We start from the raw sequence: 24,179 nt of genomic DNA on the forward strand, positions 1-24,179 counted from the left end.
AACCAGCCCCGGTCCCGGCCATCGACACCACGCTGATGGATGCCATGGCCCTGCGCGAGACGGCCAAGAAGGCCACCAAGGCCATGTTCAGCGAAGCCCGCATGGGCAAGGTGCTGGACATGGAGCGTTGCGTCTCGGTGGTGGAAGAAATCGCCAGTTCGGTGGTCAAGAGCCCCAGCGGCATGCTCAGCGTCTTGCGCCTGAAGCTGGCCGATGAATATACCTACCTGCACTCGGTGGCGGTGTGCGCCCTGATGGTGGCGCTGGGTCGCACCCTGGGCCTGGACGAGGCAGCCTGTCGCGAAGCGGGGCTGGGTGGCTTCCTGCATGACGTGGGCAAGGCCTTCATCCCGCATGAACTGCTCAACAAGCCCGGCAAGCTCACCGACGAAGAATTCACCCAGATCAAGAAGCATCCCGAACTGGGCTACAAATACCTGAGCCAGGACCCCAACGTTCCCGACTACGCGCGTGACGTCTGCCTGCATCACCACGAAAAGATGGACGGCAACGGTTACCCGGAAGCCCTGCGCAGCGGTTCCATCAGCCTGTATTCGCGCATGGCGGCGATCTGCGACGTCTACGACGCCCTCACCTCGGACCGCCCCTACAAGCGCGCCTGGGACCCGGCCGAAGCCATCTCCACCATGGCCACCTGGAGCGGCCACTTCGACCGCGCCATGTTCCTGGCCTTCGTCAAGACCCTGGGCATCTACCCGGTGGGTTCCATCGTCAAGCTGGAATCGGGCCGCTCCGGCTTCGTGATCCGGCAGAACGCCCAGGACCTGACGCGTCCGGTATTGAAGGTGTTCCGCTACAACGACAGCATGGAAATGAGCGATACCGAAATCCTCGACCTGATGGCCACGCCCGAAGCCGATACCATCGTCGCCCGCGGCGGCGAGGAATGGGCGCGCCTGAGCCATCTGGATTCCATGCAATTGCTCAGCACCGGCACACCGGGCTAAGCCTGTCCCGATCCGCTCAGGCCATGCCCAGCGCCGTCATGAAGTGGCGGCCATGGGCCTCGTGGGAGGCATCGGGCACACCGATGTCGCAGGCCATCACGAAGGTGGAAGCGGCGTCGAAGAAACCCGTGGCGAGTTGCATGCAATCCAGCAGGAAGCTTTCCATGATCGTTCTCCTTGAAAGGCCCGCCGCCTGATTGCTGCGGGCTTGAGAACATCATGCGGTCGCGCCGTGTCAATCCGATGTCAGGCGGTGCGGGCTGGATTTCAGTTGAAACATTGCGCCACCCACCGCCTGCCTACCGGTCAGACCGCGCTGACCTGGCGGATCGCCGCTTCCCAGGCGTGGATTCGTTCCTGCGCCTGCTCACGCGTGAAGCGCGGCTCGAAGGTGCGCTCCATGCGCCACTGCGCGGACAATTCCGTCAGATCCCGATAGACCCCCGTGGCCACGCCGGCCAGGTAGGCCGCGCCCAGTGCGGTGGTCTCGGTGACCTGCGGACGGATCACGGGAATGCCCAGCAGGTCGGCCTGGAACTGCAGCAGCAGGTTGTTGGCCGCCGCCCCGCCATCGACCCGCAATTCGGTGATGGGCGAGACCGCGTCCCGCACCATGGCATTGAGCAGGGCCGTGCTCTGGAAGGCGATCGATTCCAGCGCCGCGCGGGCGATGTGCGCCACCGTACTGCCCCGGCTCAGGCCCACGATGGCGCCCTTGGCCGACGGGTTCCAGTAGGGCGCGCCCAGGCCGGTGAAGGACGGCACGAACACCACCCCGCCCGAATCCTCTACCGTGCAGGCCAGGCCTTCGACGTCGGTAGAGGTCTTGATGGCTTTCAAGCCATCACGCAGCCATTGCACTACTGCGCCTCCGATGAAGACGCTGCCTTCCAGCGCATATTGCTTGCGTTCGTCGACCTGGCAGGCGGCGGTGCTGATCAGGCCGTTGTGCGAGGTGGCGCACTGGTCGCCGGTATGCAGCAGCATGAAGCAACCGGTGCCATAGGTATTCTTGGCCATGCCGGGACGCACGCAGGCCTGGCCGAACAGGGCCGACTGCTGGTCGCCGGCGATGCCGCCTATCTTCACCGGCGCGCCCAGGTGCTGCGCATCGATCTCGCCATAGACATGGGCCGAGGCATGCACCTGCGGCAGCATCGATGCCGGGATGCCCAACCACTGCAGCAGTTCCTCGTCCCAGGCACCGGTGTGGATATTCCATAGCATGGTGCGCGAGGCATTGGAAACATCGCTCACATGCAGACGGCCGCCAGTGAGGTTCCACACCAGCCAGGAGTCGACCGTGCCGAACAGCAGTTCGCCGCGCTCGGCACGCTCGCGCAGGCCGGCCACGTTATCGAGGATCCAGCGCAACTTGGTGCCGGAGAAATAGGGGTCGAGCACCAGCCCGGTCTTCTTCTGGATGGCCTCGCCCAGGCCGCGTTCGCGCAGCGCCGCGCACACCACCTCGGCGCGTCGGTCCTGCCACACCACGGCGTTGTAGACCGGCTTGCCGGTGGCGCGCTCCCAGACCACGGTGGTCTCGCGCTGGTTGGTGATGCCCAGCGCGGTCAGTTCACTGGCCTGGATGCCACTTTGCGCCAACACCTTCTGCGCGGTCTGCAACTGGCTTTGCCACAGGTCCATGGGGTCGTGTTCGACCCAGCCCGGCTGGGGGAAGATCTGCGGGAACTCCTGCTGGGCGGTGGCCACGATGGCCCCGCTCTGGTCGAAGATGATGCTGCGCGAGCTGGAGGTTCCCTGGTCGAGGGCGAGCAGATAGGCCATGCTGGTTCCTTGCTGACGTACTGAAAACGGCGGGTTGAAAATGAAGCCTGGAAAGCGGAAAAACTGAATCAGTCCGGCTGCGAAACCGGCACACCAGAAACACGAAGACGCCATCCCGACACAAGCCGGGATGGCGTCATCCTACGCGTGATGCGGATCAGATTGCACGATCAGACTGCATCAGCGTACGCGACCATCCTTCCAGGCCTGCAGCAGCTTGTCGTAGGGGATGGTCTCGCCCTTGGGCTTTTCGTTGGCCAGCTTGGCCCACGGCGCCCCCTTGTCGGACAGCCAGGAGGCCGGGTCCTTCTTCGGGTTCAGCTTGGGCGCGCACTGCTTCATGCCGGCGCGCTGCAGGCGGGCCATGATACCGTCCATCTCGTCGGCCAGGTTGTCCATCGCACCTTGCGGGGTCTTCTCGCCGGAGATGGCCGAGGAGATGTTCTTCCACCAGATCTGCGCCATCTTCGGATAGTCAGGCACGTTGGTACCGGTCGGAGTCCACGCCACCCGTGCCGGGCTGCGATAGAACTCGATCAGGCCGCCATACTTGGCCGCATTCTTGGTGAAGTAGTCGGAGCGGATGTCGGAGTCACGGATGAAGGTCACGCCGACGATGGACTTCTTCAGCGAGACGGTCTTGGCCGTGGTGAACTGCGCATACAGCCAGGCCGCAGCCATCTGGTCCGGCGGCGTGCTCTTGAGGAAGGTCCATGAGCCTACGTCCTGGTACCCGTTCTGCATGCCATCCTTCCAGTACGGGCCGTGCGGGCCGGGGGCCATGCGCCACTTGGGCGAGCCATCGGTGTTGACCACCGGCAGGCCCTGCTTGGTCATGCTGGCGGTGAAGGCGCTGTACCAGAAGATCTGCTGCGCGATGTGACCCTGCGCCGGCACCGGGCCGGCTTCGGAGAAGGTCATGCCCAGCGCCTCGGGCGGAGCATACTTCTTCATCCAGTCCAGGTACTTGGTCAGGGCATAGACCGCTGCCGGCGAGTTGGTCGCGCCGCCGCGTGCCACCGATGCGCCCACCGGGGTGCACTTGTCGTCGGCCACGCGGATGCCCCACTCATCGACCGGCAAGCCGTTGGGCAAGCCCTTGTCGGCGGCGCCAGCCATCGACAGCCAGGCATCGGTGAAGCGCCAGCCCAGCGAGGGGTCCTTCTTGCCGTAATCCATGTGACCGTAGATTTTCTTGCCATCGAGTTCCTTCACGTCGTTGGTGAAGAAGGCCGCGATGTCTTCATAGGCCGACCAGTTCTGCGGCACACCCAGTTCATAGCCGTACTTGGCCTTGAACTTGTCCTGCAGGTCCTTGCGCGCGAACCAGTCGGCACGGAACCAGTACAGGTTGGCGAACTGCTGGTCGGGCAGCTGGTAGAGCTTGCCGTCGGGCGCGGTGGTGAAGCTGGTGCCGATGAAATCCTTCAGGTCCAGGCCGGGGTTGGTGTATTCCTTGCCGGGGCCGGCCATGTAGTCGGTCAGCACCACGGTCTGGCCGTTGCGGTAGTGGGTACCGATCAGGTCCGAGTCATTGACCCAGCCGTCGTAGATGGACTTGCCGGATTGCAGCGAAGTCTGCATCTTCTCGACCACGTCGCCTTCCTGGATCACGTCGTGGATGACCTTGATGCCGGTGATTTCCTCGAAGGCCTTGGCCAAGGTCTTGGATTCATAGGCGTGGGTATCCAGGGTCTCGGAGACCACGTGGATTTCCTTGACGCCCTTGGACTTGAGCTTGGCGGCAGCGTCGATGAACCATTGCATCTCGCTGACCTGCTGCTGGCGCGACAGCGTGCTGGGCTGGAATTCCGAATCCACCCACTTCTCGGCCGCCTTGATATCGGCCCAGGCATTGCCGGCGACACCGGCCATCGCCATGGCAGCCACCAGCACGGTTAATTTGATTTTCCGCATGTTCTGCATCATGTCTCCTCGTCACCTTCCCCTGAATTGGCGTGCCGGGTAGGGAAGGAGTATCCCCGGACGTCCGTTCTGATTGGCACTACAGATCTGTCGCCTGCTGCTATAAAAAATCGATGTCCAGCTCACCACGCACCGTTCGGACTGAGTAGGCCCGCCAGGGCCGTATCGAAGACGCTCAGCCTCATGCGAACCTTCGATACGCGGCTGCACCGCTACTCAGGACGAACGGGAGTCATCAGCTCCGATCAGCCCTTGCGCATGATCAGCACGAGGGCGAGCAGACCCAACACCGCCGCGTACCACTGGTCCAGGTCGGTCAATCCGACCCAGGCCAGGTTGATATAGGCCGCTGCCAGCAGTCCGATGAAGAGGCGATCGCCGCGGGTGGTGCGCATGGGCAGGAAGCCCTTGCGCTCGATGGTGGGAGAACGCACTTCCCACACCGTCATGCCCACCAGCATCAGCGCCACGCAGGCGAAGAAGATCGCCACCGGTGGCGTCCACGACATCCACGAAAATGCATTTGCCATGATCACACTCTCCCCATTGCGAAGCCCTTGGCGATATGGTTGCGCACGAACCAGATCACCAGGGCACCAGGAACAATCGTCAACACGCCGGCCGCGGCCAGGATGCCCCAGTCCATGCCCGCCGCCGAGGCGGTGCGGGTCATGATGGCGCTGATCGGCTTGGCGTTGACCGAGGTCAGGGTGCGCGCCAGCAGCAGCTCCACCCAGCTGAACATGAAGCAGAAGAAGGCCGTCACGCCCACGCCGGACTTGATCAGCGGCAGGAAGATACGCAGGAAGAAGCGCGGGAAGGAGAAGCCGTCGATATAGGCGGTCTCGTCGATCTCGCGCGGCACGCCCGACATGAAGCCCTCCAGGATCCACACCGCCAGCGGCACGTTGAAGAGCATGTGCGCCAGCGCCACCGCGATGTGGGTGTCGGACAGGCCGATGGTGGAATACAGCTGGAAGAACGGCAGCAGGAACACCGCCGGCGGCGTCATGCGGTTGGTCAGCAGCCAGAAGAACATGTGCTTGTCGCCCAGGAAGCGATAGCGCGAGAAGGCATAGGCCGCCGGCAAGGCCACCAGCAGCGACATGACCGTGTTCATGGCCACGTAGATGATGGAGTTGATGTAACCCGAATACCACGAAGGATCGGTGAAGATCACCTTGTAGTTGTCCAGCGTGGGCGCGTTGGGCCAGAGGGTGAACACCGACAGGGTTTCCTCGTTGGTCTTCAACGACGTGTTCAGCAGCCAGTACAGCGGGACCAGCGTGAAAGCGATGTAGAGCAGCATCACCAGCACGCGGGTGAGGGTCTTGTCCTGGTTTTTTCCCTGGATTTTATTCATGTTGGCCACCCGAAGCATTGGCGTTGTTGCCGGCGCTCTGCATCCAGTTGTAGAGCACGAAGGACAACAGCAGGATGATGAGGAAGTAGATCAGCGAGAAGGCGGCGGCCGGACCGAGGTCGAACTGGCCTACGGCTTTCTGCGTGAGGTACTGGCTCAGGAAGGTGGTGGAATTGCCGGGGCCACCACCGGTGAGCACGAAGGGCTCGGTGTAGATCATGAAGCTGTCCATGAAACGCAGCAGCACCGCAATCACCAGCACGCCACGCATCTTGGGCAGCTGGATGAAACGGAACACTGCCCAGCGGCTGGCGCCATCGATCTGCGCAGCCTGGTAGTAGGCATCCGGGATCGAGCGCAGACCGGCGAAGGCCAGCAGCGCCACCAGCGGCGTCCAGTGCCAGACGTCCATCACCAGCACGGTCAGCCAGGCATCCAGCGGATTGGAGGCGTAGTTGTAGCCGATGCCCAGCAGATTGAGCACGTAGCCACCCAGGCCGATGTCGGCGCGGCCGAAGATCTGCCAGATGGTACCGACCACGTTCCATGGGATGAGCAGCGGCATGGCCAGGATCACCAGCGTGGCCGAGGATTTCCAGCCCTTGTGCGGCATGGCCAGCGCCAGGCCGATGCCCAGCGGGATCTGCACCAGCAGCACGCAGAAGGAAAAGATCAGCTGGCGCAGCAGGGCCGCATGCAGCTCGCTGTCGCGCATGACATCCTTGAACCATTCCAGGCCGACGAAGACCTTCTGCTCGGGGCTGATGATGTCCTGCACCGAGTAGTTGACCACCGTCATCAGCGGGATGATGGCCGAGAAGGCCACCGTCAGGAAGACCGGGAGGATGAAGAACCAGGCCTTGTTGTTATAGGGCTTGTTCATGGGCTTAGCGTCCTATTCTCTGGTCGTTGCTGAAGTAGATCGTCTCGGGCTTGGCCAGTCGCAGCCATTGCGGCCCGGTGGCGATCTTCATCTCCGGCGCCACGCGCGCCTTCACGCTCATGCCCTCGAACTGCGCCGTCACCAGCTGGCTGGTCCCCAGATGCTGGACCTGGGTGACCTCGGCGCTGATGGCGCCGGCCGTGCCGGGGGTTGCCAGTTCGACGAATTCGGGGCGGATGCCCAGTTTGAGCTCGCCACTGCTGTTCTTCAACGCCTGCAACTGCGCCGTGTCCACCTGCACTTGCTGCCGGCCCAGCAGCACGGCATCGCCTTCGATGCTGAGCGGGCAGAAGTTCATGCCGGGGCTGCCGATGAAGTAGCCCACGAAGGTGTGGTCCGGCCGCAGGAACAGCGCCTCGGGCTTGCCCTGCTGCACCACCTTGCCCTCGGTCATGACCACCACTTCGTCGGCGAAGGTCAATGCCTCGACCTGATCGTGCGTCACGTAGATGAGGGTCAGCTTCAGCTGGTGGTGGATTTCCTTCAGTTTCTGGCGCAGTTCCCACTTCATGTGGGGGTCGATCACCGTCAGCGGTTCGTCGAACAGGATGGCGGCCACGTCCTTGCGCACCAGGCCGCGCCCCAGCGAAATCTTTTGCTTGGCATCGGCCGACAGGCCGGCAGCGCGCTGCTTGAGGTCGCGGGTGAGGTCGAGCATCTCGGCGATCTCGCGCACACGCGCCTGCACTTCGCGCTCGGGCATCTTGCGGTTGCGCAGCGGGAAGGCCAGGTTATCAAACACGCTCATGGTGTCGTAGAGCACCGGGAACTGGAACACCTGGGCGATGTTGCGATCGCGGGTCGCCATGCGGGTCATGTCGACACCGTCGAACAGCACCTGTCCTTCGGAGGGCTGCAACAGCCCCGAGATGATGTTCAACAGCGTGGACTTGCCGCAGCCGGAGGGGCCCAGCAAGGCATAGGCACCACCGTCTTCCCACACCATGTTCATCGGTTGCAGGGCGTAGTCCTTGAGGCTGGCCGGATTGCCGCTATAGGCATGGCCCAGGTTCTTGAATTCGATGCGGGCCATGTCAGTGCGTCTCCAACGGGGCGCTCAACAGGCGACCCTCTGTGTCGAACAGGAAAGCCTTGGCGGCGGCGATGCTGACCTGCACCGTGCTGCCGATGGCCACTTCATGCACGCCCGATAGCTGCGCCACCAGCGGTACCTCGCCATGGCGCAGGTGCAGATAGGTCTCGGAGCCGGACAGCTCGGCCAGGGCCACGCTGCATCCCAGGCTCACGCCCGGTGCGTCCAGCGCTTGCAGGCGTACGTCGTTGCAGCGGATACCCAGCTTGCAGCGCTGGCCTTCGGCCAGTGTCAGCGCGCGGCCGGCAATCTCCAGCACGCTGCCATCATTCATGCGGACGGCGGCCACGCCATTGGCCGAGGACACGGCCGTGGCATCCAGCAGGTTCATCGGCGGATCGTTGAAGATCGCCGCCACCTGGGTGGAGGCCGGCGAATTGAACAGTTCCAGGGTCGGTGCGAACTGCAGCAGCCGGCCTTCGTGCATCACCGCGGTATGGCCGCCCAGCAGCAGGGCTTCCTGCGGCTCGGTGGTGGCATAGACCACGGTGGTGTCGCCGGTGGCGAAGAGCGAAATCAGTTCGCTGCGCAATTCCTCGCGCAGCTTGTAGTCCAGGTTCACCAGCGGCTCGTCCAGCAGCACCAGCGGGGCACGCTTGATCAGCGCGCGCGCCAGCGCAGTGCGCTGCTGCTGGCCGCCGGAGAGTTCGCCCGGCAGGCGTTGCAGCAGGTGGGCGATGTGCAGCTTGTCGGCGATCTCGTTGACGCGCCGGGTGACTTCCTGCTCGCCCTGCTTTTGCAGGCGCAAGGGCGCTGCGATGTTCTCGAACACCGTCAGGCCGGGATAGTTGATGAATTGCTGGTAGACCATCGCCAGGTTGCGCTCGCGCACCCCCACGCCAGTGACATCCTGGCCATCGACCCGCACCCGGCCGGCGGTGGGCTTGTCGAGCCCGGCGATGATGCGCATCAGCGAGGTCTTGCCGGCCTGGGTCGGGCCTAGCAGGACGTTGATGCCGCCTTTGGCGAGATTCAGGTCAAGCGGGTAGAGGTGCGTTTCGGCACCGACCGTCTTGGCCACTTGTTTCAGTTCCAGGGTCACGCTGTCTCCTCACTGCATTTTTTTGATTGATGGTGGGCGTCGACCTGGGATCAGCTGGCGGCGTGATCGGGCAGACTCGCCAACCACGCCTCCAGCCGTCCTCTGTGCTGGGGCCCGCAATGCAGGCCCAGCTTGCTGCGGCGCCAGAGGATATCGTCGGCGCCGCTTGCCCATTCGTGTTGTACCAGGTAACGCGCCTCGGCTTCATACAGGCCCGGGGTCAGCTCCTCGCCCAGCGCGGCCAGGCTGTCGGCCTGACCGATGATCTGGGTCACGCGCGAACCATAGCTGCGCGCATAGCGATGCGCAAGCGCGGCCGGCAGCCAGGGATGACGTGCCTGGAACTGGCGCAGGAAGGCGTCGAAGTCGTAGCGCGCCACGGTCTTGCCGGGCTGTTCCAGGTCGCCGCCGGGCAGGGGCGCCGCGGCCGTCCACGGCTGGGTGGAGGCACCCAGATGCGGCGCCAGCATGGCCAGCGCCTCTTCGGCCAGCTTGCGATAGGTGGTGATCTTGCCGCCCCAGACATTCAACATGGGCGCACCGGCGTCGTCGCATTCGAGCAGGTAGTCGCGGGTGATGGCCGAGGCATTCTCGGCACTGTCGTCCAACAGCGGACGCACGCCGGAATAGGTCCAGACCACGTCTTCGCGGCCGATCTGGCGCTTGAAGTAGCGGTTGGCCATCTCGCACAGGTAATCGATCTCCTCGGCATCGATCTCGACCTTGCCGGCATCGCCGTGGTATTCAAGGTCGGTGGTACCGATGAGGGTGAATTCTTCCTGGTAGGGAATGGCGAAGATGATGCGCTTGTCGGGGTTCTGGAAGATGTAGGCGTAGGGATGGTCGAACAGGCGCTTGACCACGATGTGGCTGCCCTTGATCAGGCGCAGGCTGCGCCCGGTCCGGGCCTGCGGCACCGCCTGGGCGAAGCGCGCGGCCCAGGGGCCGGCGGCGTTGACGATGGCGCGAGCGCGTACTTCTTCCTGCTGCACGCCATTGGCATGCTGATGTTCCAGCACCGCATGCCAGGCATCGCCCTCGCGGCGGGCGCTGATGCACTTGGTACGGGTGAGGATACGGGCGCCGCGCTCCTGCGCGTCCATCGCATTCAGGACCACCAGGCGCGCATCGTCGACCCAGCCATCGGAATAGACGAAGCCACGACGATAGTCGCCCTTCAGGGGTTGGCCGGCGACGTGACGGGTCAGGTTGGCGCCTTCGGAGGCTGGCAATATCTCGCGCTTGGCCAGGTAGTCATACATGAACAGGCCGGCGCGGATCATCCAGGCCGGGCGCTGGTTGGCATCGTGCGGCATGACGAAACGCAGGGGCCAGATGATGTGCGGCGCCGAGCGCAGCAGCACTTCGCGCTCCTGGAGCGCCTTGCGCACCAGCTTGAATTCGTAGTATTCGAGATAACGCAGGCCGCCATGGATGAGCTTGGTGCTGGCCGAAGAGGTGTGCTGGGCCAGGTCATGCTGTTCGCACAGCAGCACCCGCAGCCCGCGGCCGGCCGCATCACGTGCAATGCCTGCACCGTTGATGCCACCGCCTACCACCAAGAGATCGTATTCGAGCGCCATCGGCCTGTTCTCCACTTTCCGCTTGTTCGCTTTTCGCTTCGTTCGCTGCACCCAACTCACCCATTTCCCGCGAGTTGGCAATGCCCAGTAAGATAAGCGACATCCCGAACGTAAATCAACAATTATTTGTTGTTTTAAGTTCGTTTATGTTTTTTAATGTTCATCTCTGATCGCAACCGTTCATCCTTTTTCAAGCACACCATGCTCAATCCCAGGCAACAGACGCTGCTGGAATGCGTGCGCAAGCACGGCACGATCTCGGTCGAAGAGTTGGCCCAACAACTGGGCGTGACCACCCAGACCGTGCGACGCGACGTCAAGGCGATGGTCGACGCCAGCCTGCTGGCGCGCTACCACGGCGGCGTCGGCCTGTTGTCCTCGACCGAGAACATCGCCTATCCGGAGCGCCAGGTCCTGCATGCCGAAGCCAAGCGCCGCATCGGTCGTACCGTGGCCGCCCGCGTGCCGGACGGCTGTTCCCTGATCCTCAACCTGGGTACCACCACGGAAGAGGTTGCGCGCGCCTTGCAGCAGCACCGGAACCTGCATGTGGTGACCAACAACCTGAACGTGGCCAATTCACTGGCCAGCAATCCCGAACTGGAAGTGATCATCGCCGGCGGCGTGGTGCGCGCCCGTGACCGTGGCATCGTCGGCGAGGCGACCATCGATTTCATCCGCCAGTTCAAGGTGGACATCGGCATCATCGGCATTTCCAGTATCGAGATGGACGGCGTGCTGCGCGACTTCGACGCCCGCGAGGTCAAGGTGGCCCAGACCATCATCGAACAGTCACGCCAGGTCTGGCTGGTGGCCGACGCCAGCAAATTCGGCCGGCAGGCGCTGGTGAAGATGGCGCACCTGTCGCAGATCGATGTGCTCTTCACCGATGCCCCTCCACCGCCGGAACTGGCCAAGCTGCTGGCCGAGACCGATGTCGAAGTGGTGATCGCGAAATAGAAAACACCCTGCCCTGGGGAGGGTCATGGGAGCAGGGCCTGCGCACCGCCCGTCCTGCGTATTTCTTGAATGAACGTCCAAGTTTTTCAACGATGAGCGACATGGATCAACCCATGTCCAATCATTGATTGTCGTCCCTGTGCGCCCGGAGGATAGTGGGCCATGCAGGCAGGCACAACAGTTGGCCAACGCAGCAAAACGGTCATCACCCTGCCCTCGCATCCCGTTGATCCCCCCGAGGAGTGCATATGACGCAAATGATGAAAGCGGCCGTCGTCCGCGAATTCGGCAAGCCCCTGTCCATCGAGGAAGTCCCCGTTCCCACACCCGGCCCAGGTCAGATCCTGGTCAAGTTCGAAGCCAGCGGCGTCTGCCACACCGACCTGCACGCCGCCCATGGCGACTGGCCCGTCAAGCCCACCCCACCCTTCATCCCCGGCCACGAAGGTACCGGCTATGTCGCCGCGCTGGGCGCTGGCGTCAAGCGCGTCAAGGAAGGCGACCGTGTCGGCGTGCCCTGGCTGCACACGGCCTGCGGCTGCTGCTCACCCTGCCGCACCGGCTGGGAAACCCTGTGCGCCGAACAGCAGAACACCGGCTACTCCGTCAATGGCAGCTTCGCGCAATATGGCCTGGCCGATCCCAACTTCGTCGGCCATCTGCCGGCCGGCCTGGAGTTCGGCCCGGCCGCTCCGGTGCTGTGCGCGGGCGTGACCGTCTACAAGGGCTTGAAGGAAACCGAGGTGCGCCCCGGTGAATGGGTGGTGATCTCCGGCATCGGCGGCCTGGGCCACATGGCGGTGCAATACGCCAAGGCCATGGGTATGCACGTGGTCGCCGCCGATATCCACGAAGACAAGCTGGCGCTGGCCAAGAAGCTGGGCGCGGACCTCACCGTCGATGGGCGCGACATCAATGCCGTGGCCGACGTCCAGCGCATCATCGGCGGCGCCCATGGCGCCCTGGTGACCGCGGTCTCGCCCAAGGCGATGGAACAGGCCTTCGGCTTCCTGCGCGCACGCGGCACCATGGCCCTGGTCGGCCTGCCACCGGGCGACATCAGCCTGCCGGTGTTCAACACGGTCCTGAAGCGCATCACCGTGCGCGGCTCCATCGTCGGCACCCGCCAGGATCTGGAAGAGTCACTGGTCTTCGCCGCCGAAGGCAAGGTCGCGGCGCACTTCACCTGGGACAAGCTGGATAACATCAATGCCATCTTCGCCCGCATGGAAGAAGGCAAGATCGATGGGCGCATCGTGCTCGACCTGAAGTAGCCACATATCTGGCAGACAAGAAAATGGCGACGCACATCAGTGCGTCGCCATTTTCATGGGCGACCTCCAGATTCAGGCGGAGGGTTCTTCCCTGGGCTGCCACTGCCGGATGCCGGCCAGTACGTCCCGCATCTTTTCTCGTGCAATCTCGGTGTCATGCGCGACCTGTGCGCGCAGCCAATATCCGTCGGACAGACCGAAGAAGCGCGCCAGCCGGAGGTCGGTATCGGCTGTGATCGAACGCTTGCCATTGACGATTTCGCTGATGCGAAATTGGGAAACCCCGATCTCCTTGGCCAGGCGATACCGGGTGATGCCCATCGGTTTGAGGAACTCTTCGTTGAGCAACTTTCCCGGTGTCACGGGAGCAAGGCGGCGAGCCATATTGATCTCCTTATGTTGGTAATCCACGATGTCGGTCTCCAAAAACGGAACCGCCTTGCCGCTATCCTACCAATACCCCAACACCTTCCACCACGCCGTCCCGACGGTCGCGAACACCAGTAGTTCCACCACCGCCATCACCAGCCCCACGCCCCACCACTTGCCCATGGAAACGTAGCCACTGCCGAAGATGATGGGCGAGGTGCCGGTGGCGTAGTGGGTCAGCGTCATCATGATGGCCGAGCCGGCGGTCATCATCAGCATGAAGGGCAGCACGTACTGCTGCGGCAGCAGTTGCGCTCCCACCATCAGGAAGGCCAGCAGCATGGCGCTGATGTGGGCGGTGGTGCTGGCAAAGAAATAGTGCGACAGCACGAACACCAGCAGCAGCACCGCCGCGACCGCGAACCAGCCCATGCCGCTGGCGACGATGGCCGCTTTCATGCCCTCCGAGAACCAGGCCACCACGCCGGTCTTGTTCAATTGCTCGGCCAGCATCACCAGCGCACCGAACCAGACCAGGGTGTCCCAGGCGCTCTTTTCGGAAAGCACATCATCCCAGTCGATGGTGCCGGTGATGATCAGCACGAACAGGCCGACAAAGGCCACCACCGTCGGGTCGAGCGTGAAGGCCGCACCCAGCAGCATGGCCGGCACATTGGCCCACAGCAGCAGCAACAGCGCAAAGGTCCCCAGCATGACCTTTTCACTGGCGCCCAGACGGCCCATCTTGTCCAGTTCGCCGCGGGCGTAGTTCACCGCATTGGGTGTGGACTTCAGTTCCGGCGGCGAGACCAGGTAGATCACCATGGGCATGATCAGCAGGCACACCAGACCGGGCAGCAGCATGCACAGCGCCCAGGTGGTCCAGGACAGTTGCAGCGCCTGTCCGGTCGCCTTGGCGACGTAGTTGACCACCAGCGGATTGGGCGCGGTGGCGGTGAGGAACATGGCCGACGTGATCGGATTGGCGTGATAGTTGACCAGGGCCAGGTAGCTGCCGACCTTGTTCTGCGTGCCCTTGGCCGGGTCGGAGTCAAAGGCATTGGCGATCGACTTCATGATGGGGTGAACGATGCCGCCGCCACGCGCCGTATTGCTGGGCGTGAAGGGTGCCAGCACCAGTTCGCAGATGGCCAGCCCGTAGCCGATGCCAATCGTGCGCCGGCCCAGCAGGGCGATGAACATCAGGCCCACGCGCCGTCCCAGCCCGGTCTTCTTCAGGCCGCGCGAGATCAGGATCGCTACCACGATGAGCCAGATCAGCGGATTGGAAAAACTGGCCAGCGCATCGGCAATCGCGCCCTTGGATGAGGTCGAGGTGACCTGCGACAGCGAGACGATGACGATGGCCATCATCGCCATCACGCCGATGGGCATGACCTTGAGGATGATGGCCACGATGGTGGTGAGGAAGATCGCCACCAGCGCCCAGGCCTTGGGCTCCAGCCCGGCCGGACAGGGCGTGAGCAGCAGCAGGATCAGGACCGCCGTGGCGATCAGGGCCGGACCCAGCTTGAACGGTACGGCATCATTGAAATACTTGAAGGTGGCTTTGAGTTGATTGAACATCGCATCATCCTGGCAGACTTGTAAAAGCAAGATGGCCGCACAGCCTGTTGCCGTGCGGCCATCTTGCGCCCAGTATAGTCAGCCAGATCAACGTGCTGGCGCGCTCATTGCCGATGTTTTGATCTGGGCCAGCATTGGCCCGACTTAATTGTCCCTGGAATGCGCAATGACGACGTCATGCCGATGATGTCATTGGCGATGAGTGCACAGGAAGATCGATTTGCAAATCTTCCCGGCACGGCGGCTCCACTGACAACGCCCCGATCCGCAATCACGCAGGATAGCGTGGCTGGTGGTCCATCAGGCGGCCTTCCTCGTGTCACAGTTCGGCTCAGCTGCGACAACCCTATTCTTTAGCGTACCAATCTTCTCTATGCGTACCTCGATGACGTCCCCGTGTTGCAAAAACAGCTGGGGAACACGTTTCTTTCCAACGCCCCCAGGGGAACCAGTAAGAATCACGTCACCTGGCGCCAGTTCGCTGAACGTGCTGATGTATTCGACCAGCTCCGGGATATGCCGAATCATGCTGCCCGTATTATCGTTTTGCACGCGTTGGCCGTTGAGGAAAGTTTCGATCACCAGCTTGTGAGGGTCCGGCAGCTCATCGGGTGTCACCAGCCATGGACCGAAAGCGCCAGTCTGCGGCCAGTTCTTGCCGGCGGTGAACCATGCGTGCTGCCAATCGCGAACGCTGCCGTCCATGTAGCAGCTGTAGCCAGCGATATGTGAATAGGCATCCTCGCGCCGAATTCGCTTGCCGCCCCGCCCGATGACCATGGCCAACTCGCCCTCGTAGTCCAATTCCTGCGACTCTGCCGGTTTGATGACGTCGGCCAAATGTCCGGTCTGGGAGTCGGCAAACCGGACAAAAAGCGTGGGTGCAGGATTGCTCTCGGCGAATTCGGCACGCTTGTCCTGGTAGTTCATCCCTACACCGAAGATTTTTCCCGGATGCTCGATAACGGGCAGATAAACGACGTCATCGAATGAATAGTCGGCGTGCTCGGCACAAAGCGCGCGTGCCGCATCAATGGCGTTGCCGGCCAACAGCGCCTTCAGGTCAGGATAGCGATCCCGCAAGCGAGCGCCGATGTCGACGATACCTTGATCTGTCGCGATTCCATAGCTGCCAATCGCGCCGCCCTTCACATGGAAGCTGAGCAATTTCATAGATACTCCATTTCGACTGCTTTATATCAACAGAGCTGCGACACTCCCGTGCCGCAGCCGTCTCCGTTCAATGCGACAACTGTCCGAGGGCCGTGTCTCTTGCCGCAGCAGGATGTTGGCCATCCTCAACGGCCACTTCGTGCTGGACGGCGGCGAGCTCGCCACTCAACACGGCACGGGCACGATCCATGTCCAGGGCGCCTTCCCACTTGGCGACCGCGATCGTGGCCACGCCGTTGCCGATCAGGTTGGTCAATGCACGGACTTCGGTCAGGAATCGGTCAACGCCCAACAACAACACCAAGCCTGCAACCGGAATCTTGTGCATCGAGGCCAGCGTCGCCGCCAATGCAACGAAACCTGCTCCTGCCACACCCGCGGATCCTTTGGAGGTCAGGAGCAGCACGCCCAGGATGAGCGCCTGGTCCCAGAAGGTGAGGTGAATGTTCATGGCCTGCGCGATGAACAAGGCGGCCATGGTGAGATAGATGGCGGTACCGTCGGCATTGAAGGTATAGCCAGTGGGCAGCACCATGCCGACGACCGGCTTGGCACAGCCCATGCGTTCCAGCTTGACCAGCATCTGCGGCAACACGGCCTCGGTGGAAGCGGTCCCCAGGGTAATGAGGATTTCATCCTTGATGTACCGGCAGAACTGCCACAAGGACAGGCCACAGAGCCTCATGACGCTACCTAGCACCACCACGATGAACACGCCCGAGGTCAGGTACAGGCACAGGATGAGCATGCCAAGCGAGCTCAGGGTGCCAATACCGTACTTCGCGATGGTGAACGCCATGCCACCAAAGGCACCGATGGGCGCGACATACATGACCAGCCGGACGACCCCGAACATGCCCTGAAGGAACATGTCCAGCATATCCACGAACGGCGCAGTGCGAGGGCCGATCTTTGCCAGCGCCACCGCAAGAAGAATGGAGAAGAAGATGATCGGCAACATGTCGCCGTTGGCAAATGCACCGACTACACTATTGGGGACTATCCCCATGATGAAGTCGAGCACGCCATGCTGCTGCGCCTTCTGCGTGTATGACGTGATGGCCGATGCATCGAGCTTCGCCGGGTCGATATTCATTCCGACGCCAGGCTGGAATACATTGACGACCAGCATGCCGATGCCGAGCGCCAGGGTGGAGGCGATTTCAAAGTAAATGAAGGCCTTCGCACCGACACGGCCGGCTTGCTGCACATTGTTCATGCGGGCGATGCCCACGACCACCGATGCAAAGATGATCGGTGCCAGCAGCATCTTGATGAGTTTGATGAAGATATCGCCGAGCGGCTTCATCTGCTGGCCGATGTCCGGCGCATAGTGGCCAAGCAGGACGCCGGCGACGATACCGATGAGCACCTGCACATAGAGCTTCGACAACAGACCGCGAATTCTGGGGATTGCCATGATTGTCTCCTTCATTGCGGCAGACTCAATACCGGGACGTGAATTGCCTCGCCCGTTTGCCGTGACGACGCATTGAGCTGCCCACTTCATTTTTCTTGTCTGGACGTGTAGACGCCATGCCACCCTCGGGCAGCATGGCAGCTTCGCGCACGATTACGCGGACAGCTTTTGCATTTCCACGATGAGGTCGGCTTTACCCTCGAAGCCGATACCAGGCAGGTCTGGCATGGTGATGTAGCCGTTGTCGACCTTCACGCCGTCGGGGAAACCGCCATACGGCTGGAACAGGTCAGGATACGACTCGTTGCCGCCAAGGCCCAGGCCGGCTGCGATGTTCAGGGACATCTGATGGCCGCCGTGCGGGATGCAGCGCTTGGCCGACCAGCCGTGCTCCTTGAGCATGTCCAGCGTGCGCAGGTATTCGACCAGGCCATAGCTCAGTGCGCAGTCGAATTGCAGATAGTCGCGGTCGGGGCGCATGCCGCCGTAGCGAATCAGGTTGCGCGCATCCTGCATCGAGAACAGGTCTTCGCCGGTGGCCATCGGATTCTTGTAGTAGTTGCGCAGAGTCGCTTGCAGCTCGAAGTCCAGCGGGTCACCCGGCTCTTCGTACCAGAACAGGTCATACTGGGACAAGGCCTTGGCATACTGCACGGCGGTATCCAGATCGAAGCGGCCGTTGGCATCGACAGCGAGCTTCTGACCATCTTGCAGAACGCTCAGGATGGAATCGATACGACGCAGGTCTTCGTCCAGCGAAGCTCCGCCAATCTTCTTCTTGACCACCGTGTAGCCACGGTCGATGTAGCTGCGCATCTCGTCCTTGAGCTTGTCGTGGTTCTGATTCGGATAATAGTAGCCACCGGCAGCGTAGACGAAGATCTTGCGGTCCGGTTTGCCATCACCGTAGCGGTCAGCCAGCAACTGGAACAGTGGCTTGCCTTCGATCTTTGCGACAGCGTCCCACACCGCCATGTCGATGGTACCGATGGCGACCGAACGCTCGCCGTGACCACCGGGCTTTTCATTGGTGAACATGGTCGCCCAGATCTTGTGCGGATCCAGGTTGTCCCCCTTGTCGTTGAGCAGCGTGGCCGGGTCCGCTTCCATGATGCGGGGGATGAAGCGTTCGCGCATCAGCTTGCCCTGGCCATAGCGGCCATTGGAGTTGAAGCCGTAGCCGATGACCGGCTTGCCGTCACGGATGACGTCAGTGATGACAGCCACCAGGCTCAAGGTCATCTTGCTGAAGTCAATGTAGGCGTTGCGGATGGGGGAACTGATAGGTTTGGTTACTTCACGGATTTCGACGATTTTCATGGGGCTCTCCTCAACATCGCCCGAATTGGCGACATGGTCTTTTCTTGGGAGCCCCTAGATTATTGCCAGAATGCTGGCCTATACTTCACCGCAAATGAGTTGATTATTAACTTACGGTGAAAAACGACTTCTCATCCGATCTGGAGTTCATTGTCCTTGTGGCCCGTCATGGAAGCCTGTCCGCGGCCGCCAGGGCGCTCGACATCACGCCCCCGGCCGCTACCAAGCGGCTGACGCTGATCGAAGAACGCCTGGGCGTACGGCTCTTGAACAGAACCACACGCAGCGCCAGCCTGACCCAGGAGGGCGAGACCTATCTGGCGCACGCCACGCGGATTCTGGAGCAATTGAACGAGATGAAGGAAGCGGTCACGCGCAGCAGCAGCGAGTTGCGGGGCCAGCTGGTCATCAACGCCACTCTGGGATTTGGCCGGACCACCATCGCGCCGTTGGCCTCTGAATTCGCGCGACTTCATCCCCACGTAGAAGTCGACATCGAACTCACTGACCGGCCTGTGGACTTGATTGAAGGCCGAATCGACATGGCGATCCGGTTCGGGGAATTGCCGGACAAGCGCCTCAATGCCCGCAGGCTGATGAGCAATCGTCGCTTTCTATGCGCCTCTCCGCTTTACCTGGAACGCCATGGCGAACCGAGGACGCTCGCCGATCTGATGTACCACCGATGCATCATCCACAAACAAAATGACGATGCATACGGTATCTGGCGGTTCATGCACGACCAGCATAATGAAGTGATGAAGGTGAAGGGGGCCATGGCAAGCAACGATGGCGATATCGTCCTCGGATGGGCATTGGATGGTCATGGCATCCTCATCCGCTCGGAATGGGATCTTGCCAAGTACCTTGAGAGCGGCCGTCTGCAAGTCGTGCTGCCTGCCTTCAATCCGCCCTCGGCCGACCTCTACGTCTACTACTTGAACAAGAAGAACCAGAGTGCACGTGCCAGAGCATTCATCGATTTTTTGGCGGACAAATTCAGGAAGCGCAAGGCGTCAAATTTGCCAATGCCTGCGCTCTGAGCGTTGAAATCGCCCTGTCGCATCGGGCAGGGACGGGGCGAAATCTTGTCCGGAGGCAGCGCCGACAGAAAAGACAACGCCCCGTTGCACAACCAGCGCAACAGGGCGTTTTTCATGCATGAATAAAAGTCATACTTGCACCTGCATCCATTGCTCGTGTGCCTGCTTCAGGCGAGCCACACCTTCAATGATCTCCTCCGGCTGGGCATTGGCGAAAGACAGTCGCCAATGGCCCGGATCGGATTGCGTGGCATAGAAGGCGCTGCCCGGTACGTACATCACGTTGTGGCGCACTGCGCTCTGCAACAGCGCCGTGGCATCGGTGCCATCCTTCCAGCTGGCCCAGATGAACATGCCGCCTTCCGGCGCGATCAGCGAGAGACGATCGCCGAAGGCCTCACGCAGAGAAGACAGCATGATCGCGCAACGTTCGCGATAGGTAGCGATGATGTGCGGCAGATGGGCCTCCAGATGCCCGGCCTGCAGATACTGCGCCGCCACCATCTGCATCCAGGGCGCGGTGCACAGGTCGCCGGTCTGTTTGGCGATGACGGCACGGCGCAGGATTTCCGACGGGCCGCACATCCAGCCGATACGCAAACCCGGTGCCACGATCTTGGACAGACTCGACAGGTACACCAGCCAGTCGCGTGCACCCTCGATCTCCTGCGCCACCTGCAGCAGCGGCGGCTCGGCCTGCCCGGAAAAACGCAGCTGGCCGTAGGGATCATCCTCGATCACGATGAACTGGTAACGTACCGCCAGCGTGAGCAAATGACGGCGTCGCGCCAGCGGCAAGGTGGCGCCGGTCGGATTGGCGAAGCTCGGCACCAGGTACAGCAGCTTGGGCCGGGCACCCGCTAGCAGCAGGGCTTCCAGGGCATCGGTATCCATGCCCTGGGCGTCACCGGGAATTTCCAGCAGTTCGGCATGCGCCAGGCGCAGGGCCTGGATTGCCGCCGGATAGCAGGGCCGCTCGATGACCACGCCATCACCCGGTTCCAGCAGGATGCGCAACAGCAGTTCGAAGCCCTGCTGTGAACCGGTGGTGACAATCAGTTCGCCCGGATCGGCACCGCCGATGCGCGTACGCGTGACCTGCCTGAGCACTTGCGCCAGTTGCGCCGCCCCTTCGGTGGCGCCGTATTGCAGGCAGGCCGCCGCTGCGCTGTCGAGCAGGGTGGCGGCGCTCTTTGCCAGCCCTTGCGTATCGAACAGCGCAGGCGCCGGATAGCCGCCGGCAAAGGAGATCATGCCGGGTTGCTGCGTGTACTTGAAGAGCTCCCGGATGGGCGAGCCCTGGGGCGACTGGAAGGCCGGATTGAAACGATAGGCAGCGGTCATGATCGATCAGGGCTTATTGCTCGATCATGCGGTTCCAGCGGGTGTTCCATTCGGAACGCTTTTCGTTGACCACATCCCAGTCCACGGTATTGAGGTTCTTGGTCAGCACCTCGCTCTTGCCCAGCTTGGCCTGTGCGGCTTCCGACAGCGGCACGTTGCGGTTGACCGGGATGGAATTGGCCAGTGCCATGCTCTTGGCCTGCACGGCCGGGGTCAGCAGGTATTCCAGCAGCTTCTGCGCCAGTTCCGGCTCGCTGTTGCCCTTGATGGGGCAGGCGCCGGTCATCAGCAGCACGCCACCTTCCTTGGGTGTGGCGAATTCGGCGGGGATGCCCTTGTCCTTCAGGTTGGCAATGCCGGTCACGGTCAGCGGGAAGATCGCCGCTTCGTTGGTCTGCACCATCTCGGAAATCTTGGCCGAGCTGGACAGGTATTCGACCACGTTGGGGCCGACCGTGCTGCCCCACTTCTTGAAGCCGGGGTCGACGTTCTTGTCGGTGCCGCCCACCAGACGGTTGAACATCATGAAGCCATACAGGCCGAAGGTACTGGCGGAGATGGACTGGAACACCACCTTCTGCTTGTACTTGGGATCGGCGAAGTCCATCCACGAGGTCGGCGCCGGCCAGCCCTTTTCGGCGAACAGCTTCTTGTTGTAACCGATGCCCAGCACGCCCATCTCGATGGCCACGGCCTGGTCATTGGCCAGGCGCGCGAAGGGGTAGACATCCTTGAGCACGGCGGCGTCCTTGACCTTTTCGCACAGGCTCATGTTGATGGCACGGTACATGATGCCGTCGTCCAGGAAGGCCACGTGCATCTGCGGCTTGTCGCGCTGTGCCTGCATCTTGGCGATGATGTCCGAGGATGTGCCGGGCACCACCACCACCTTGACGTTGTTGGCCTTCTCGAAGTCCGGGAAGATCGAGGCGGTGTAGTTCTTTTCCATCGTGCCGCCGTTCATGCCGACGTAAATGGTCTTGCTCTGCGCCTGCGCGCCGGAGGCGGCCATCAGGGTCGCGCCGATTGCACAGGTCACTGCCAGGGTCTTCATCTTCATTACTGCACTCCTTGCCGGTTTGCCGATGTGGGTCCCGCTTGCGCGGGTGTGGGTACGTGGGATGCCGCGCCGGTCCCTTGCCAGGCCGGCGTGGTTGCTGCTGTCGTTGCTGTCGCTGCTGTCGCTATTGCTGCTGTTGACGCTGTTGCTGTTATTGCTGTTGTCGCTTCAGGCCCTGCGCGGGCCGCCGTGGAGGGCGGCCGCCGGTGACTCAGTCGATATCGAACTTCACGCCCTGCGCCAGCGGCAGGGTCTTGCTGTAGTTGATGGTATTGGTGGCACGACGCATGTAGTTCTTCCAGGCGTCCGAGCCCGATTCGCGGCCGCCGCCGGTTTCCTTCTCGCCACCGAAGGCGCCACCGATCTCGGCACCGCTGGTGCCGATGTTGACGTTGGCCAGGCCGCAGTCGCTACCGACTGCGGAGACGAACAGTTCGGCCTCGCGCATGTCGTTGGTGAAGATGGCCGAGGACAGGCCCTGCGGCACGGCGTTGTTGAGCGCGATGGCGTCGGCCAGCTCTTCGTACTTGACGATGTAGAGGATGGGCGCGAAGGTCTCGTGATGCATGATGGCGGTCTGGCCGGGCATGGCCACCACGGCCGGACGCACGTACCAGGATTGCTCGCCCATCACCGTCACGCGTTCGCCGCCGGTGACTTCGCCACCCTGGGCGCGCGCCTGCTGCAGCGCAGCCTGCATGGCATCGAAGGCGCCCTTGTCGATCAGCGGGCCGACCAGGGTGTCACCCTGCAGCGGGTCGCCGACCTTGACGCTGGCATAGATGCGCTTGATCTGCGCCACCACCTGGTCATGGATGCTGCTGTGGACAAACAGGCGGCGCAGGCTGGTGCAACGCTGTCCGGCCGTGCCCACGGCGGAGAAAGTGATGGCGCGCAGCGCCAGGTTGAGGTCGGCCGAAGGCGCGACGACCATGGCATTGTTGCCGCCCAGTTCCAGCAGGCTGCGGCCCAGGCGCTCGGCCACCACGGTGGCGACCTTGCGGCCCATGCGCACGCTGCCGGTGGCGCTCACCAGCGGCACCAGCGCCGAACGCGACAGGCTCTCGCCCAGATCGGCGCCGCCGATCAGCAGGGGGCACAGGCCGGCCGGAACCAGGTTGGGGCGCTGCGCCGAAAAGCGCGCGACCGCCTTCTCGAAGATGGCCTGCACCGCCAGCGCGGTGACGGGCGTCTTTTCCGACGGCTTCCACACCACGGCATTGCCGGCGACCAGCGCCAGCGCGGCATTCCAGGCCCACACCGCGACCGGGAAGTTGAAGGCGGTGATCACGCCCACCACGCCTAGCGGATGCCAGGTTTCCATCATGCGGTGACCGGGACGCTCGGAGGCGATGGTCAGGCCATGCAGCTGGCGCGACAGGCCCACGGCGAAGTCGCAGATATCGATCATTTCCTGCACCTCGCCCAGTCCTTCGGAGAGGATCTTGCCCGCCTCCTGGGTCACCAGTGCGCCCAGTTCCTCGCGGTGCTCGCGCAGCACTTCACCCAGTACGCGCACCAGTTCACCACGCACCGGGGCCGGTACTTCGCGCCAGGCCAGGAAGGCCTTGTGCGCGCCGGCGATAGCGGCCTCGGCGTCGGCCGGCGTCTGCGCCTTGAGTTGCGCGATGACCTCGCCATCACGCGGCGAACGGATCACCAGATCGTTGCCGGCATAGGCCGCGAGGTCAGCACCCAGAGTGGAGAAGATGCGTGGAGAAGACATGGAATTCCCTTGAAAAGTGGAGTGGGATGGGTCTGGAACGGTGGAGTATAAGGACAGCCAGGACAATTCTTAAAACCAAAAAATTTCACGACATCATGAGTTTTTGGAATGCACCGTCGTGGCGCACGAGAATCCACGAGGATGCGCGAGGATGGTGCGGCGCATCACGGGCATTTACGCCGAGAGCCTTTCTGATA

At 62.4% G+C, this 24,179-nt stretch carries 21 protein-coding genes; 4 read left to right on the plus strand and 17 right to left on the minus strand.

What is annotated here, in order from left to right; genetic code table 11:
* Window positions 1-968: HD-GYP domain-containing protein (locus HBH1_RS22685; RefSeq protein WP_102664483.1), on the plus strand; the 968-nt coding region annotated here is incomplete at its 5' end.
* A gap of 16 nt (window positions 969-984) precedes the next feature.
* Here the strand turns inward: HBH1_RS22685 and HBH1_RS25160 are convergent.
* The 9 genes from HBH1_RS25160 to glpD form a co-directional block, all read right to left on the minus strand.
* The gene (locus tag HBH1_RS25160) at window positions 985-1,134 is read right to left on the minus strand and encodes a hypothetical protein (RefSeq protein WP_158243320.1); all 150 of its coding nucleotides are present in this window, start codon (window positions 1,132-1,134) and stop codon (window positions 985-987) included.
* Between the two features lie 140 nt (window positions 1,135-1,274).
* Window positions 1,275-2,756 carry a glycerol kinase GlpK gene (gene glpK / locus HBH1_RS22690; protein WP_102664484.1) on the minus strand — a complete coding sequence of 494 codons (1,482 nt, stop codon included), beginning with the start codon at window positions 2,754-2,756 and terminating at the stop codon, window positions 1,275-1,277.
* 180 nt (window positions 2,757-2,936) lie between these two features.
* Window positions 2,937-4,685, minus strand: coding sequence for an ABC transporter substrate-binding protein (locus HBH1_RS22695; protein WP_102664485.1), 1,749 nt, complete (start codon window positions 4,683-4,685; stop codon window positions 2,937-2,939).
* A gap of 242 nt (window positions 4,686-4,927) precedes the next feature.
* Window positions 4,928-5,212, minus strand: a complete 285-nt coding sequence (locus HBH1_RS22700; RefSeq protein WP_039876711.1) for a DUF2160 domain-containing protein — start codon at window positions 5,210-5,212, stop codon at window positions 4,928-4,930.
* Window positions 5,213-5,214: 2 nt separating this feature from the next.
* On the minus strand, window positions 5,215-5,991 hold the full coding sequence (locus HBH1_RS22705; protein WP_369878643.1) for a carbohydrate ABC transporter permease: 777 nt from the start codon (window positions 5,989-5,991) through the stop codon (window positions 5,215-5,217).
* A 46-nt stretch (window positions 5,992-6,037) separates the two neighbouring features.
* A complete protein-coding gene (locus HBH1_RS22710) occupies window positions 6,038-6,928 on the minus strand; it encodes a carbohydrate ABC transporter permease (protein ID WP_006464946.1) in 891 nt (296 codons plus the stop codon).
* A gap of 4 nt (window positions 6,929-6,932) precedes the next feature.
* Window positions 6,933-8,021 (minus strand): ABC transporter ATP-binding protein, encoded by a 1,089-nt coding sequence (locus HBH1_RS22715; RefSeq protein WP_102664487.1) that lies wholly within the window; start codon window positions 8,019-8,021, stop codon window positions 6,933-6,935.
* Between the two features lies 1 nt (window position 8,022).
* On the minus strand, window positions 8,023-9,123 hold the full coding sequence (locus HBH1_RS22720) for an ABC transporter ATP-binding protein (protein WP_102664488.1): 1,101 nt from the start codon (window positions 9,121-9,123) through the stop codon (window positions 8,023-8,025).
* 50 nt (window positions 9,124-9,173) lie between these two features.
* Complete coding sequence (gene glpD, locus HBH1_RS22725; protein ID WP_102664489.1) at window positions 9,174-10,706, minus strand: glycerol-3-phosphate dehydrogenase; 1,533 nt, start codon at window positions 10,704-10,706, stop codon at window positions 9,174-9,176.
* A gap of 201 nt (window positions 10,707-10,907) precedes the next feature.
* On the opposite strand from glpD, the gene HBH1_RS22730 reads away from it, so the two are divergent.
* Window positions 10,908-11,666 carry a DeoR/GlpR family DNA-binding transcription regulator gene (locus HBH1_RS22730; RefSeq protein WP_006464950.1) on the plus strand — a complete coding sequence of 253 codons (759 nt, stop codon included), beginning with the start codon at window positions 10,908-10,910 and terminating at the stop codon, window positions 11,664-11,666.
* 248 nt (window positions 11,667-11,914) lie between these two features.
* Complete coding sequence (adhP, locus tag HBH1_RS22735; RefSeq protein WP_006464951.1) at window positions 11,915-12,940, plus strand: alcohol dehydrogenase AdhP; 1,026 nt, start codon at window positions 11,915-11,917, stop codon at window positions 12,938-12,940.
* A 72-nt stretch (window positions 12,941-13,012) separates the two neighbouring features.
* On the opposite strand, the gene HBH1_RS22740 is transcribed toward adhP, so the two are convergent.
* The 5 genes from HBH1_RS22740 to HBH1_RS22760 form a co-directional block, all read right to left on the minus strand.
* Window positions 13,013-13,324 carry a HigA family addiction module antitoxin gene (locus HBH1_RS22740; RefSeq protein WP_102664512.1) on the minus strand — a complete coding sequence of 104 codons (312 nt, stop codon included), beginning with the start codon at window positions 13,322-13,324 and terminating at the stop codon, window positions 13,013-13,015.
* Between the two features lie 66 nt (window positions 13,325-13,390).
* Window positions 13,391-14,896 (minus strand): DASS family sodium-coupled anion symporter, encoded by a 1,506-nt coding sequence (locus HBH1_RS22745; RefSeq protein WP_102664490.1) that lies wholly within the window; start codon window positions 14,894-14,896, stop codon window positions 13,391-13,393.
* A gap of 300 nt (window positions 14,897-15,196) precedes the next feature.
* Window positions 15,197-16,069, minus strand: a complete 873-nt coding sequence (locus tag HBH1_RS22750) for a fumarylacetoacetate hydrolase family protein (protein ID WP_102664491.1) — start codon at window positions 16,067-16,069, stop codon at window positions 15,197-15,199.
* 67 nt (window positions 16,070-16,136) lie between these two features.
* Window positions 16,137-17,489, minus strand: coding sequence for a dicarboxylate/amino acid:cation symporter (locus HBH1_RS22755; RefSeq protein WP_102664492.1), 1,353 nt, complete (start codon window positions 17,487-17,489; stop codon window positions 16,137-16,139).
* Between the two features lie 153 nt (window positions 17,490-17,642).
* The gene (locus tag HBH1_RS22760; RefSeq protein WP_102664493.1) at window positions 17,643-18,809 is read right to left on the minus strand and encodes a mandelate racemase/muconate lactonizing enzyme family protein; all 1,167 of its coding nucleotides are present in this window, start codon (window positions 18,807-18,809) and stop codon (window positions 17,643-17,645) included.
* A 116-nt stretch (window positions 18,810-18,925) separates the two neighbouring features.
* Between HBH1_RS22760 and HBH1_RS22765 the strand changes: the two genes are divergently transcribed.
* Window positions 18,926-19,852, plus strand: coding sequence for a LysR family transcriptional regulator (locus HBH1_RS22765; RefSeq protein ID WP_102664494.1), 927 nt, complete (start codon window positions 18,926-18,928; stop codon window positions 19,850-19,852).
* Between the two features lie 129 nt (window positions 19,853-19,981).
* Here HBH1_RS22765 and HBH1_RS22770 read toward each other — a convergent pair whose 3' ends face one another.
* From HBH1_RS22770 to HBH1_RS22780, 3 genes are all read right to left on the minus strand, one after another.
* Complete coding sequence (locus tag HBH1_RS22770) at window positions 19,982-21,196, minus strand: aminotransferase-like domain-containing protein (protein WP_102664495.1); 1,215 nt, start codon at window positions 21,194-21,196, stop codon at window positions 19,982-19,984.
* 13 nt (window positions 21,197-21,209) lie between these two features.
* On the minus strand, window positions 21,210-22,250 hold the full coding sequence (locus HBH1_RS22775) for an ABC transporter substrate-binding protein (protein ID WP_369878645.1): 1,041 nt from the start codon (window positions 22,248-22,250) through the stop codon (window positions 21,210-21,212).
* 217 nt (window positions 22,251-22,467) lie between these two features.
* Window positions 22,468-23,982, minus strand: coding sequence for an L-piperidine-6-carboxylate dehydrogenase (locus HBH1_RS22780; RefSeq protein ID WP_102664497.1), 1,515 nt, complete (start codon window positions 23,980-23,982; stop codon window positions 22,468-22,470).
* Between the last annotated feature and the right edge of the window lie 197 nt (window positions 23,983-24,179).

It is taken from the genome of Herbaspirillum sp. BH-1 (assembly GCF_002870055.1).
Classification (GTDB): domain Bacteria; phylum Pseudomonadota; class Gammaproteobacteria; order Burkholderiales; family Burkholderiaceae_D; genus Herbaspirillum; species Herbaspirillum frisingense.